Genomic DNA, 13,573 nt, shown 5'->3' with positions numbered 1-13,573 from the left:
GGTTCATCATCCGCGGACCACGGTCCGCGCGCTGGCGCCTGCCCGGATACCGGTCCGGCTCCGGTGTGCCGCTCTCCCCCTGATCCGTGGAGGACCCCGTGAAGCACACCCTGAAGCGTCAGCTCCGCCGCCTCACCACCGAGCGCCCGTACCAGATCGTCACCGCCTCCGCCGCGGCCCTCGTGATCGCGACCACCACCGGTGCTCTGTTCGCCGGCGCCGACGACGCCCCGGCCAGCCAGCACACCGCGACCACGGTCGCCGAGATGCGCAGCGACTCCGTTGCCTCCCGTGGCGAGGCGCGTGCCGCGTCCCCCTCGGCCAGCACCGCGCCGACCACCGCTGCCCCCGCGCCGGCCACCAAGGCCGCGTCGCCCGCCGCCAAGGCCAGCAGCAACCCGGACCTGACCAGTAAGCCGAAGCCGCCCGCGACCAAGGTGCTCGACTACGACTACCAGGTGCAGAACACGTACTTCAACTGCGGCCCGGCTGCCACCCGCAACGCCCTCAGCGCCGCCGGCATCGACCGCACCCAGGATGAGCTGGGCGCCGAGCTGGGCACCACCGAGATGGGCACCAACTCGGCCCTGGACACCACTCGGGTGCTCAACGCCGAGGTGAAGGGCTCCCCGTACCGGACCCGGATGTTCGCTGGCACGCCCAGCCCGGCCCAGATGGACCAGCTCCAGGCCGACGTGGTCAAGGCGATCACCGACGGCCGCGGCGTGGTGGCCAACGTCGCCGGCGACGCCACCGACACCGACGGCGGCTGGCACTCCTACGGCGGCGGCCACTACATCGCCGTGGTGGGTTACAAGGACAACGGCCGGACCGTGCGGATCGCCGACTCGGCCAACGCGGCCGACCCGTCGTACTGGATCACCACGATCAACCTGGCCAACTGGATCGCCACTCGGGGCTACTCCGCCTGACCCGGGCGTAGCCGCCGCGGGCGCCGTCCCCCACAAGGGGCCGGCGCCCGCGGCGTCTCTGTCCGTGCGATCAGTAGCTGATGAAGCCGTACAGCGCGAGGTGGTTCGACTTCGTCCCGCTGACCGTGTGGTCGATGCCGGACGGCTGCACGCTGCCCTTCACGAAGAGATAGTCGATCTTGCTGGAGCCGCTGGTGGCCTTCGACCCGTAGCCGGTCATGCCGTACCCGCCCAGCGTGCCGGGCGCGATGCCAGTGCGGTTCGCGTCGATGCCCACGACGCGGATCGTGGAGGCGTTCAGCAGGCTGGTCGCGTCGGCACCGAGGTGGATGCCGCTGTTGGCGATGCCCCGGTCGCCGTCGCCAGCGCACGCGTTCTGCCGGTTCTCCTGCGGTAGGTGCATCGTCGCGGCGAACACGCTGGTGCCGGTGGCCTTGATGGTGAACCGGGCCGCGATGGCGCTGGTCCGCTTCCACTTGTAGTAGTCGGTGCTGTCCGGGTCGCTGTTCGGCGGCTTGTACAGGGTGCACCCGGCGCCGTTGGCGTAGGCCGTGCCGGGCTTGAGCCAGCCCGCGCTCCAGTACTTCGAGATGTCACCGGCGGCGAGGCTGAGCGTCCGGGTGTTCCAGATGATCCCGTTGGTCTGCTTCTTTTTGAGGTCGCCGAGCGACTGCGAACTGCACTTGTGCGTGCTGCCCCACGGCTCCGGGTCACTCCACGCCACGATCGCACCGTAGGTGCCTGCCGGGTAGCCGAACTTGGCCGACAGTTGGTCGGCGTACGCCTCGGCCTGGCCGGTGCCGCGCACCTGCTGCACGATCAGGATGTCGGGTGCCACCACGCCACTGGTGCCGGTGCGGCCGGCGTCGTCAACCAGGATCGAGGTCAGGTGGTCCGGCCCGGAGATCCGGGTGCACGTCCCGTCGGAGTTGTTCACCACCAGGTTCTCGATGTTGTTGTTGTAGACCCGCAGGACCCGGTCGGCCGCCGCGACCGCGGTGGCGCCCTGCGTGGGGCTGGTTGACGATGTGCCGAGCGCGGGAGCGCTGGGCGCGGTGGCGAGTGCGACGGCCGCCAGGGCCGCCACCAGTGTTGATCGATGCCTCCTGCGCACGGTCGGCTCCTCTCCACGGTGGGCTCGACGGGTGGCTGGGCCCGTCCAGGCGCCGAACTCTACAGTGGATCTTCCCTGGTCGCGGTCCCCGCGCGCATCGGCAGTGACGACTCTCGTACCTGGGGGCGAACCGTGGAAGACTGCGGCCGTGGTGGATGAATCAGGTGGCCGGACAGGCCGCGGGCCGATCCTGTTGCTGCTGCACGGGATGGGGGCGACCGGAGACGTCTGGCTGCCCTGGGCCCCACTGCTGGAGCAGCACTGGCCCGGGCGGTGGCTGGCACCGGACCTGGCCGGTCACGGTTGGTCGGCCCCGCTGCCGTCGTACTCCTTCGAGGGGTTCGCCGAGCGGATCGCCCACGGCCTGGCCGCCGACGACCGGATCGTCGTGCTCGGGCACTCGCTGGGCGGGGTGGTGGGCCTCGCGCTGGCCGCCCGCGCCGCCGGGATGCCGGTGGACGCGGTGGTCGGGCTGGGCATCAAGGCGGTCTGGTCACCCGACGAGCTGAGCCGCTCCGCCGAACTCGCCGCCCGCCCGGTCAGCTGGTTCGCCAGCCGCACCGAGGCGGCCCGCCGCTACCTGCGGGTCTCGGGGCTCGCCGGCCTGATCCCGTCGGATGATCCGGTGGTGGACGCCGGGCTGCGCCAGGTCGACGGCCGGTGGCGGCTGGCGATGGACTCGACCGCGTTCGCCGTCGGCGAGCCCCACCTCACCGCTCTGCTGGCCGCGACCGACGTGCCGGTGGTGCTGGCCCGCGGCGAGCACGACCCGATGGTCACCGACGCACAGCTCAAGGAGTTCGGCGTACCGGTCGTCACGCTGCCGGGGCTCGGGCACAACGCGCACGTGGAGGACCCGGCGGCGGTGCTGGCGCTGCTGGACGCATACCGCTGAGCTGCTACACCGGGGTGGCGGTGGCCAGGGGCTTCGCCGGCTCCAACTCGTGGCGGGCGGCGGTCAGGAACGCCTCGGCGTACGACTCGGCCGGGAAGTCACCCAGGTAGCGGCGGCGGGTCGCCCAGCGCGTCTCGGCCAGCGGGTCGGTGTCCAGCAGGGCGGCCAGCACATCGTCCACATTCGACATGTCCCGGCGTAGCACGTAGCCGGCGCCGGCCAGCGGGAAGCGCTCCACGAACCGGTCGCCCTCGTCGCCCATGTCGGTGACCGCGTAGGGCTTGCCGGAGTAGAGGTAGTCCGAGATCACCCCGGACACGTCGGAGACCAGCGCGTCGGACCGGTTGACGCACTCGGTCAGGCTCAGCTCCCGGGCCGCCGCGCCCATCACGTGCTGCCGCCCGGTGCGGGTCCGGTCGGCGACCAGCAGCTCGGTCAGCCGGCCCAGTTGCCGGGCCGAGGCCGGGTTCTGCGCGGTGTACGGGTGGGCACGCAGGATCACCGTCGCGCCGCGCTCCAGCAGCCGGCGCAGCAGCTCGTCGGCCACCGGCAGCGAGCAGTAGTCGGCGTCGGCGTGGTGCCCGGTCCAGGTCGGGGTGTAGAGCACGGTCGGGTGCGCCAGCCCGCGTACCGGCTCCGGGCGTACCTCGATCGACTCGACCTGTGGGCGGCCCACCACCACGAACTTCTCCGCCGGGATCTGCACCCCGGCGCGGGCGTACCGGTCGATCGCGGCCGGACCGGCCACGAAGATCCGGTCGAAGATCCCCGAGACCGGGTTGGCGCTCGGCGCCTTGTCGCTGTCGCCGTGGTGCAGCTGCACGTGGGTGAGCTGGGTGAACCGGATGCAGTGGCTGTTCTTCGCACCGTGGTTGACGTAGAACGCCGCCCGCAGGCTGGGCACCAGCACCTCGTCCATCGCCCGCAGGGTGGGGCAGTAGACCACCGGCGCGTCGGTGGCCGCGGCGATCGGCGCCAGGAACTCCGGCTCGCGCAGCACGACCATGAACGGCCGGCCGATCCGCTCCAGGTACGGCAGCCACATGGTGACCTGGTACTCGGAGCCGGGCGGCGCGGAGAAGTAGAGCAGGAACTCCGGCTGGTGCCGGCGCAGCGCGCGGGCCACCGCCCCGCCAGCGGCGGTCGGCCGGAACCGCCGCCGGGCCAGGTCCAGTGCGACCGCCCCGGCTCCGGCGCCCACCAGCAGGCTGGCGACCAGCGCCACGGCTGCGGGCAGGGTCAGCGCGGCGGCCAGCGTGACCGCGGCGAGCAGCCCGAGCAGGGCGGTGCCGAGCTGATCGGCGATCACCGGGGTCCAGGTCCGGACCGGCAGGTTGGCCCCCCGGATCTCCAGGTTGCCGGCGGTCCGCAGCGGCCCCACCAGCAGCACCAGCCCCAGCAGGACCAGGGCGGTGGCGACCAGCGCGGGGTCGAACCCGTCGTCCAGCCGCCGGGCGTATCCGACCAGGACCGCGGCAGCGATCAGCGCCGTCTCCGCGACGAGGTCCGCGCTGGGCCGGATCCGCCTTTCGGCGGCTGCCGCGGCCAGTGCGGCGACGGCCAGCGCCAGCCCCCACCCGGTGGCGCCGGTCAGCGCCACCACGACGAACGCCAGCACGGCCAGGCCGGTGCTCAGGCACCGGGCGGCCAGCTTTCGGACCAGGTCACCGCGCATGTCGCTCCGTTCGCCGCCGTCCCGGATCTGCCGCCGTCAGCGTCAGCTCGCGGAGACCGCGCCAGCGGGCGCCTCGACCCGATCCGGCCCGGACTGGGCCGGCACGGTCGGCGCGGGGCCGTCACCGGGCGCCCGGCGTACGTCGATCACCTGGCCGGTCAGATCGGAGATCAGCACGTCCAGCGACGACTGGGCGACCGCCTCCGCGGCGAGCAGGGTGTGCTCCGGCTCCTCGCCGAAGGCCCGGGTCCGCATCGGGGTCGCGGTCCGCTCCGGGTTGATGCAGTTGACCCGTACGCCGAACTCGGCCCACTCGTCGGCGAGCGCCTGGGTGAGGTTGACCAGGGCGGCCTTGGTGGCCGAGTAGAGCGCGTAGCGGGCCCGCCCCCGGGTGTAGGAGCTGGAGGTGTAGAGCAGCAGCTGACCCTTGGTCTGCTGCAGGTACGGCAGGGCCTGCCGGGCGATGGTGACCGGGCCGACGAAGTTGACCTGGAGCACGCGGTCCATCGTCGCCTCGTCCATCTCGGTCAGGGCGCCCTTCTCGAGGATCCCGGCGGTGACCACCACGTGGTCGATCCGGCCGGTGGCCTCGAAGGCGGTCTTCAGCGCGGCCTCGACGTCCTCGGCGCGCTCCACGTGCGTGCCGGTGGTGGAGCGGCTGAACGGGAAGACCTGCGCGCCGTAGCGCTGGGCCAGCTCGCTCAGCTCGTGGCCGATGCCGTAGCTGCCGCCGAACACCACGACGGTGCGGCCGGTCAGCTCCTCGGTGTAGCTGCGGTGGTCGGTCAGCCGGGGCGCCTGCGCCGCGGCGAGCTGGAAGAGCTTGTCCGCCAGGTGCACGTCGACCGGGTGGGTGACCTTGATGTTCTCGTCCGAGCCGTCGATCACCTTGATCGGGGTGCCGGGCAGGTAGCGCAGCACCACCCCGCAGTCGTCGGTGGCGGAGAAGTTCGGGTCACCCTCGGCGATCCGGTACGCCTCGCGGATGGTGGGGGAGCGGAACGCCTGCGGGGTCTGGCCCCGACGCAGCCGGGAGCGCACCGGGATGTCGGTGATGCAGTCGTTGTCGTCCACCTGGATGATCGTGTCCGCGGACGGGATGGCCACGTCCACAGCGTCGTAGGTCCAGAGGGCGTTCACGCACTCGCGCACGATCCGGCCGCTGAGCAGCGGGCGCACCGCGTCGTGGAAGAGGATGTTGCAGTCCGCCGGGCCGACCGCGTCCAGCGCGATCCGGGTGGTCGCGTTGCGGGTTTCGCCGCCCTCGATCACCTGGGTGACCTTGCGTAGGCCGGCATTCTCGACGATCAGCCGGGCGTCCTCGACGTGCCCGGTGGCCATCAGCACGATGATCTCGTCGATCTCCGGCGCGGCCTCGAAGACGGCCAGGGTGTGCTCGATGATCGGCTTACCGGCGATCTTCAGGAGCTGCTTCGGGATGCCGAGGCCCAGCCGGGTCCCGGTGCCGCCGGCCAGCACCACGGCCACCGTCCGCGAGGGCCGCCACGGTGCCGGGGTCTCCGGTGCGGCGTCCGGGCCAGTGGTCTGGTCCTGCGTCATTGCCGGATCCTCACTCTCAGGAATGCGTTAACGGAAGGTTCCGCCCGAGCGGCGACGGAATGAACCTTAACGCGCGGACCGCGTCACCCCAACGGGGGAGACGCGGTCGACGGCGCCGTGTCGATGCCGGAGGTTCTCCGGCGCTCTACTTGCTGTTCGCGTAGGCCTCGTATGCCCGGATGACCTCGTCGGTGGGCCCGTCCATCCGCAGGACGCCGGATTCCAGCCAGATTGTCCGTTCACAGGTGTCGCGCACCGAGGAGAGCTGATGGCTGACCAGGAACACGGTGCCGGCCCCCTCCCGCAGCTCCCGCACCCGCTGCTCGCTGCGCTTGCGGAAGCCCTTGTCGCCGGTGGCGAGCGCCTCGTCGATGAGCAGCACGTCGTGCCTCTTCGCCGCGGCGATGGAGAAGCGCAGGCGGGCCGCCATGCCGGAGGAGTACGTACGCATCGGCAGGCTGGCGAAGTCACCCCGCTCGTTGATCCCGGAGAAATCGATAATCCCCGCGGCCTGCTGGGCCACCTCGTCGGGATGCATCCCCATGGCCAGGCAACCGAGGACGACGTTGCGCTCACCCGAGAGGTCGTTGAGCAGTGCCGCGTTCACACCGAGCAGCGACGGCTGCCCCTGGGTGTAGATCGCGCCCCGGTTGACCGGCAGCAGGCCGGCGATGGCCCGCAGCAGGGTGGACTTGCCGGAGCCGTTGCTGCCGATCAGCCCGATCGCCTCGCCCCGGTACGCGGTGAACGACACCCCCTTCACCGCGTGCACCTCCCGGATGTTCGGCGCGGAGGTGCGCTTGATCAGCCGGCGCAGCGCGGCCACCGGAGTGGTGCCACCGGCGGCGCCCTGGTGCACCCGGTAGATGAGGTGCGCGTCGTCCACCACCACGGTCGGGATGCGCTCCTCGACCGGAGCCAGCGTCACGGTCGCCTGGAGGGAGTCGTCGAAATGCTCAACCACGGCCGTACTCCTGTTCGCCGCGCCAGAAGTAGATGAAGCCACCGATCCCGGCCACCAGCGCCCACCCCGCGCCGACCAGCCAGAGCTGGGTCAACGACTCGTTGAGCAGTGGCGCCTGCTCCAGCAGCGTGTACCGAGCCAGCTCGATGTAGACCAGCATCGGGTTGTACTGCACCAGCGTCGTCGCCCAGCCGGGCAGCCGTTCGAAGAGGCTGACGCTGTAGAGGACGCCGGAGCCGTACATCCAGGTGCGCAGGATGAACGGCATGACCTGCTTCAGGTCGCTCGCCTTGGCGCCCATCCGGGCCACCAGCAGCACGACGCCCGCGTTGAACACCGCCTGCAGGATCAGGGCCGGCACCAGCATCAGCCACTTCAGGGTGATCGGCTCGCCGGTGGCCAGCACGATGCCGATCAGCACCACCATCGAGGCCAGCAGCTGCTGGAACTGGGTCATCGTCGTGGACAGCGGCAGGGTGGCCCGGGGGAAGTGCAGCGCCCGGATCATCCCCAGATTGCTGCTGATCGACTGAGTGCCGGCCAGGACGGCGCTCTGGGTGAAGTTGAAGATGAACAGGCCCGTGGTCAGGTAGGCGATGAAGTTCGGGATCTCGTTCTGCGCCAGCACCACACCGAAGATCAGGTAGTACACCGCCGCGTTGGTCAGCGGGGTGAGAACCTGCCAGAGCTGTCCCAGCTTGGCGTTGCTGTACGAGGCGACCAGTTTGGCGTTGGCGTACGCGGCGATGAAGTGCCGGTAGGCCCACAATCGGCGGCTGTACTCGGCGAGGCTGGGTCGCTCACCGGCGACCCGTAGCCCGTGCCGAGCGGCCAGCTGCGCCTGGGTCAGGCCCGTTTCAGGGTCGACCAGCGCGGTGGTGGCCATGGAAAGGGCGCTCCGATCTTTCGGGACGACGGGTTGCTCGCGACGATGGAATCCTAGTGGGAGTTGTGCGCGGAGCGCCGCCTCGTCGCTGCGAGGACAGTAGTCCGAAACACGTCGGGACGCAACCGTACCGTCGTTGCGCTACTCTGGCCTTCGTGACCTGCGAGAAGAGTCCCTGGTGACGACCGAGAAGAGGCGCGCTCCGGCCGGTGCGGCGGTGCTCCGTGGTGAGATCACCACGGCCATCCGGCGCGCGCTGATGCAGGAGCTCGCCGCGGTCGGCTACGGCCGGCTCTCCATCGAGGCGGTGGCCCGCCGGGCCGGCGTCAGCAAGACGGCGGTCTACCGGCGGTGGAACTCCAAGCTCGACCTGGTCCTGGAGATGGTCGCCGCCGCGGCGCACGGCAAACTGCCGGCACTTGACACCGGCACCCTGCGCGGCGATCTCGCGCTGCTGTTCCAGGTGGTGGCGCACGCGCTGCGCCACCCGCTGGCCTCGCAGATCATCCCGGACCTGCTGGCCGAGGCCGCCCGCAACCCCAGCATCGACCAGACCCTTCGGCAGGTGCTGCACGACCGACAGCAGGAGATCGGCGGCCGCCTGGTCACCCGCGCCATCCAGCGCGGCGAGCTGCCCGCCGACACCGACCCGGACGCCGCAGTCGACCTCATCGTCGGCCCGCTCTACTGGCGGCTCGCCATCGCTCGCCTCCCACTCACCGACAGCTACCTGGACAGTCTGGTCGAATCCGTGGCCGTCGGGCTCGGTGTGGACAGCCCCTCTGCCCGACCTCGGGCGGCCCCGGTTTCCGGCTGAGCACGCCCGCGACACCCGGCACGAGGGGGATCGGTTCAGCTGCCGGTCTCCGCTAGGCTGCCCCCTTGACACCCGGCCGTCACCGTGCCGAAACCCACCCCTGATCCGCCCGACGAGAAGGACACCCGTGGCCAACGTCGACAGCATCGCCGTCGCGCCCACCAGCACGGACCCGGCACCGGGGTCCGATCAGGCTCCCCAGCCCAGCACCGGCCCCGCCCGCGCCCCGGCAGCCCGGTTCCGCGCGCTGGTGGCCGCCACCCCGGCGCTGCTCACCGATGGCGCCGTGGTCGCGTTCGCACTCTGGACCGTGCTCTACCACGCGGCCTTCCTGGGGGACCTGCGCCCGTCGGTGACCTTCCGGATCTGGCTGGTCGCCTGCGTGCTGCTCGCCGTCGTGGCCCTGCTGCGCGCCCGCCGCCGTTCCGCCGGCACCCTGAACGCCAGCGAGCCGGCCTCGGCCGATCCGGCACCCGCGCCGCCCGCCGTCGACCGCCGCCTGCTGATCGGGGTGCTGGCCGCCGCCGTCGTGGCCGCGATCACCGCCGGAGTGGCCGGGACGGATGTCGACATCTCCTGGTGGATCCCCGCGGTGGCCGGTCTGCTCGCGGCGGTCGGCGGCATCCTGCTGCTGCGCAAGGTCTGGCTGAGCGGCCCGACGTCCGCGTCGGTCGTGCCCGCGCCCACCGCCGCGCAGTCGGCGTACGCGCTGGTCGTCTCGGTGCTGGTCGGGATCTCCTCGTTCTTCCTGGCCCGGAACACCCCGGACGACGTGTACTACGTGGGCAAGTCGGTCTGGATCGCCGAGCGGGACATCGTTCCGCTCAACGACTTCCTGTTCTCCGAGAACGTCCTGCCGGCGATGGGCTCGCAACCGCCGATCCCCTCGATCGAGGTGTTCGACGGCGCGCTCGCCAACGTGATCGGCATCCACGCGGCCTCGACCACCTGGTACCTGGTCCTGCCGATCATGGCGGTCCTCGCGGTGCTGGCGCTCTGGCGGCTGACGCACCGGTGGGCGCCGCGCCGCCCGGTGCTCGCCTTCAGCGTGGCCGTCGCGTACCTCTACCTGGTCGTCGGCGGGGACGCCGCACTGGGAACGTTCCACCTGCCCCGGCTGTACGAGGGCAAGGGCATGTTCGTCTCGGCGGTGATCCCGCTGATGTGGCTCTACCTGACCGAGTGGTTCGACAACCGCTCCCGGCGCAGTCTGCTGCTCATCGTGGCGCTCTCGATCACCGCGATCGGCCTCACCACCACCGCCGCGATCATCCTGCCGATGCTGGTCGGCGCCGCCGGCTTCGCCATGCTCCTGGTCGGGCGGTGGAAGGCCGCACTGGTGGCCGGGGTTGCCGCGCTCGCGTACCCGATCGGCTCGGTGGTCGTCTCCCGCCTGGTGCTCGGCGGGATGAGCGCCAGTGGCGCGGACGATGCCTTCTTCGACGCGGCGTACACCTACCGGCGGACGCTGATGGTCGGCGTGGTCGGCGTGATCGGCGGCCTGGCGCTCTGGTGCGGCCCGCTGCTGGCCCGTCGTCGCACGCCCGCGCTGATCACAGCCGGTGCCACCCTGGCGCTGAGCGTGCTGTTCGTTCCCGGCGTGCTGGAAGCGATGAGCGCGCTCAGTGGCATCTCGGTGGTGCTCTGGCGGGTGCCGTGGCTGCTCGCCCTGCCAACGCTGATCGGGTTGCTCTGCACCGTGCGCGTGCCGGTCGCGTCACGGGCTATGAGCCGCGCGGCGTCCGGCGGGATCGCGGTGCTGCTGGTCGCGTCGTTCGCCCTCTTCGCCACCCCGATGTGGTCGCCGACGAGCTGGGTCGACGTGCACGACCGACCCACGTGGAAGCTGCCCCAGCAGCGCCAGTCGATCGCCTTCTGGATCAAGGGGCTGGACCGGCCGCCGGGCCTGCTGCTCGCGCCGAAGACGATCATGCGGACCTCCCTCATCGTCACCAGCGAGGTCCGGGTCGTCCTGCCCCGCGACTTCTACCTCGTCGAGTACGACCTCAACTCGCAGTTCGCCAAGGACCGTCTGCTGCTCGCCGCGTTCGCCGACGGCGGCGACACCACCCCGTCGCCGTCCGAGCTGGCGCCAGCTCTCGACCGGCTGGACGTGGGCACCATCTGCGTCTACAACGGCAACCAGTACGCCCGCGACATGGCACCACAGCTCGGCTACCAGGAGTTCGCCGAGCGCCGGGCACCCGGTGCGATGACCTGCTTCCGGCGGGTCGGCTGAGCGCACGCCCAGCAGAGATGGCCGGCTCCGTTGTGGTGCCCGGCTTACCGAGCTACGGAGCTTTGACCGGAATGGTGCCAGATACCCGAGCGACGCCATCGTGTCCCTTCGCGTTAAGGTCGCAGTCACACGTGGCCGGCCGCCACGAGGAATCGGGGCCGCGGCCACCGTGGCCCGCCGCACTCCTGCGGGTGCCGTCGGCCAGGCGCGGCGGGAAGTGACGCCGACCACCACGGGCCCAGCCCGTCCTCGAACTCGTAGGGAGCGAACTCTTTGTTCGGCACGTTGACAGGACGCATCGGAGTGGCCGCCCAGAGCGCGCTGCTGGTGCTGTCCTACCTGGTCATGCTCGTCGCCGGCGCACTCGGCTGGATCGGTCTGTTCGCCGTTGCCGGGCTGATCGCCGTGCTCGGCGAGTTCGCCCTGTCCCGTTGGTCGCCGCCGTCACTGCTGCTGCTGGACAAGGTCGGCCTGCACTGGTCGTACCGGCAGCTGACCCGGGACCTCGCGGCCGTGCTGGTGGTCGCCGCGGAGGTGTCTCTCAGCGGCACCGAGCTGACCTGGCTGCTGGTCCTGCCGGCCACCGTCTGGGTCGTCTCGGTCTTCGCCGGAGCGCTCTCCACGATGATCGACCGTCGTAACCCGCTCTCCGCCATGGTGCGCAACATCGAGCTGGGTCCGCTGCGCTCGGCCCCCCGGCCGCCGGCCTGGGCGGCCGCGGTCGCCGGGGACCGGATGCCCCTGCTCAACGTGCTGCTCGTGCCGGCAGCCGTCGCGGCCGCGGTGCAACACGACCCGACGCCGTTCTTCGTCGCCGCGGTGGTGGCGGTGGTGGCGACCGGACTGGTGGGCGCGATCATCGCGCTGACCTGGCTGCGTGGCCGGGGTACCGGGCAGGACCCGCTGCTGCCCGCCGTCCAGCGTTGGTTGGACACCCACCGGCCCGAGGTGGCGCTCTACTTCGCCGGCCCGGCCAAGGACGTCTACCAGGCGAACATGTGGCTCGCTCCGACCGAGGCGCTGGGCCAGCCCGCGGTGGTGCTGATGCGCAACCGGGAGGCGTTCCTGGAGTTGGCCGACACCCGGCTGCCGGTGATCTGCGTACCGGCCGGGGTGGACTTCATGAACCTCGAGCTCAGCAGCGTCCGCGCGGCGCTCTACTCCGCGAACGTCGGCGCGAACATCCACCTGCTCCGCGATCCCGGTATGAAGCACGTCTTCGTCGGGCACGGCGACAGCGACAAGCAGGCCAGCGTCAACCCGTACAGCAAGGTGTACGACGAGGTCTGGGTCGCCGGCCTGGCCGGCCGGGAGCGGTACGCCCGGGCTGGGGTGGGCGTGCTCGACTCGGACATCGTCGAGATCGGCCGGCCGCAGTTGGCCGGTGTGCACACCTTCGGCGCCGAGTCGGTGGACCGGCCGTTCACCGTCCTCTATGCGCCCACCTGGGAGGGATGGCTCGACGACGACCCGTACCACACCTCGCTGGTGCTGATGGGGGAGCGGATCGTCAAGGGGCTGCTGGCCACCAATCCCCGGGTGCGTCTGATCTACAAGCCGCACCCGCTCACCGGGTCGCGGTCCAAGGCTGCCAGGGTCACGCACGAGCGGGTGGTGGATGCCATCCGGGCCGCCGGCGGCAACCCGAACGCGGCCTCTCTGGACGGGACCGCGCACCTGGTGGTCACCGGCCGCACGCCGGCGCTGTTCGACTGCTTCAACCAGACCGACCTGCTGATCAGCGACGTGTCCAGTGTGGTCTCCGACTTCGTGCAGAGCCAGCGGCCGTACGTGGTGGCCAACCCGGCCGGCCTGCCGGAGGACGAGTTCCGCCGGGAGTACCCGACCGCGCGGGCCGCGTACCTGCTCTCCAAGGACTGCGGCGAGCTGGAGAAGATCGTGGCGGTGACCCGGGCCGGCGACGACCCGATGACCGAGGCCCGCCGGGAGCTGAAGACCTACCTGCTCGGCCCCACCGAGGCCAACCCGATGGACCGGTTCCAGGAGGAGATCGGCCGGCTCTGCCGCTGAACCTCGCGTTCGGAGATCCGCGCCCGGCCCGACACCCGTCGGGCCGGGCGCGGTCACGTCAGCCCAGCAGGGCGGCCACCGCGTCGGGCACCGGGACGTCGGCCGGCAACGCCCGCGCCGCCGCCACCGCCGTCACCGGCAGCGGGCCGTACAGGTGCGGGAAGGGTTGCCCGCCCCGCGACGGCTCCCAGCGCAGCGCGTCCCCCAGCCGCTCCTCCTCGACGCTGAGCAGGGTCAGCCCGCTCGCTCCGCTGAAGTATCGGCTGGCGGTCTGCACCACCTGGTCCGGACCGGAGAGGTGGATGAACCCGGACTCGTGGTCCATCGCCGTGCCGGTGAAGGTGCCGGCGGCGAGGGCGTCGTTCCACTCCGCGGTCGGCAGCAGTTTGTAGATCACAGCGGCAGCCTACGTGCGCCTCGCGGCCGTCCCCGCCCGGTTTTCGCGCGTACCGCCTCGGCC

11 protein-coding genes are annotated in these 13,573 nt (G+C 71.4%); 5 read left to right on the top strand and 6 right to left on the bottom strand.

Translation table 11 applies throughout. The annotated features are described in order from the left end of the window. Positions 1–98 precede the first annotated feature (98 nt). Entirely contained in the window at positions 99–932 is an 834-nt protein-coding gene (locus OG990_RS19285) for a C39 family peptidase (RefSeq protein WP_355607364.1), read from the top strand. A 70-nt stretch (positions 933–1,002) separates the two neighbouring features. On the opposite strand, the gene OG990_RS19280 is transcribed toward OG990_RS19285, so the two are convergent. Then, entirely contained in the window at positions 1,003–2,046 is a 1,044-nt protein-coding gene (locus tag OG990_RS19280) for a hypothetical protein (protein ID WP_386988609.1), read from the bottom strand. A gap of 148 nt (positions 2,047–2,194) precedes the next feature. Between OG990_RS19280 and OG990_RS19275 the strand changes: the two genes are divergently transcribed. Continuing rightward, positions 2,195–2,941, top strand: a complete 747-nt coding sequence (locus OG990_RS19275) for an alpha/beta fold hydrolase (RefSeq protein ID WP_406076557.1) — start codon at positions 2,195–2,197, stop codon at positions 2,939–2,941. 4 nt (positions 2,942–2,945) lie between these two features. Here the strand turns inward: OG990_RS19275 and OG990_RS19270 are convergent, their stop codons facing one another. The 4 genes from OG990_RS19270 to OG990_RS19255 form a co-directional block, all read right to left on the bottom strand. Next, positions 2,946–4,616, bottom strand: a complete 1,671-nt coding sequence (locus OG990_RS19270; protein WP_406076555.1) for a CDP-glycerol glycerophosphotransferase family protein — start codon at positions 4,614–4,616, stop codon at positions 2,946–2,948. 42 nt (positions 4,617–4,658) lie between these two features. After that, on the bottom strand, positions 4,659–6,176 hold the full coding sequence (locus tag OG990_RS19265) for a D-ribitol-5-phosphate cytidylyltransferase (RefSeq protein WP_406076554.1): 1,518 nt from the start codon (positions 6,174–6,176) through the stop codon (positions 4,659–4,661). 145 nt (positions 6,177–6,321) lie between these two features. After that, a complete protein-coding gene (locus OG990_RS19260; RefSeq protein ID WP_406076552.1) occupies positions 6,322–7,140 on the bottom strand; it encodes an ABC transporter ATP-binding protein in 819 nt (272 codons plus the stop codon). Next, positions 7,133–8,026 (bottom strand): ABC transporter permease, encoded by an 894-nt coding sequence (locus tag OG990_RS19255; RefSeq protein WP_355607348.1) that lies wholly within the window; start codon positions 8,024–8,026, stop codon positions 7,133–7,135. The genes OG990_RS19260 and OG990_RS19255 overlap by 8 nt, the downstream gene beginning before the upstream one ends. A gap of 217 nt (positions 8,027–8,243) precedes the next feature. Between OG990_RS19255 and OG990_RS19250 the strand changes: the two genes are divergently transcribed. The 3 genes from OG990_RS19250 (at position 8,244) to OG990_RS19240 (ending at position 13,113) form a co-directional block, all read left to right on the top strand. Then, a complete protein-coding gene (locus OG990_RS19250) occupies positions 8,244–8,843 on the top strand; it encodes a TetR/AcrR family transcriptional regulator (protein ID WP_386989888.1) in 600 nt (199 codons plus the stop codon). A 127-nt stretch (positions 8,844–8,970) separates the two neighbouring features. Next, positions 8,971–11,082 (top strand): DUF6077 domain-containing protein, encoded by a 2,112-nt coding sequence (locus OG990_RS19245; protein WP_406076551.1) that lies wholly within the window; start codon positions 8,971–8,973, stop codon positions 11,080–11,082. A gap of 273 nt (positions 11,083–11,355) precedes the next feature. Then, positions 11,356–13,113 (top strand): CDP-glycerol glycerophosphotransferase family protein, encoded by a 1,758-nt coding sequence (locus OG990_RS19240; protein ID WP_406076550.1) that lies wholly within the window; start codon positions 11,356–11,358, stop codon positions 13,111–13,113. 58 nt (positions 13,114–13,171) lie between these two features. Here OG990_RS19240 and OG990_RS19235 read toward each other — a convergent pair whose 3' ends face one another. After that, complete coding sequence (locus tag OG990_RS19235; RefSeq protein ID WP_328425656.1) at positions 13,172–13,510, bottom strand: DUF952 domain-containing protein; 339 nt, start codon at positions 13,508–13,510, stop codon at positions 13,172–13,174. Positions 13,511–13,573 lie beyond the last annotated feature (63 nt).

Origin of the sequence: Micromonospora sp. NBC_00858 (assembly GCF_045207365.1) — a bacterium.
Classification (GTDB): Bacteria; Actinomycetota; Actinomycetes; order Mycobacteriales; family Micromonosporaceae; genus Micromonospora.
The sequence above is the reverse complement of the archived record's forward strand: the minus strand, read 5'-3'. Positions and strand labels throughout refer to the sequence as shown.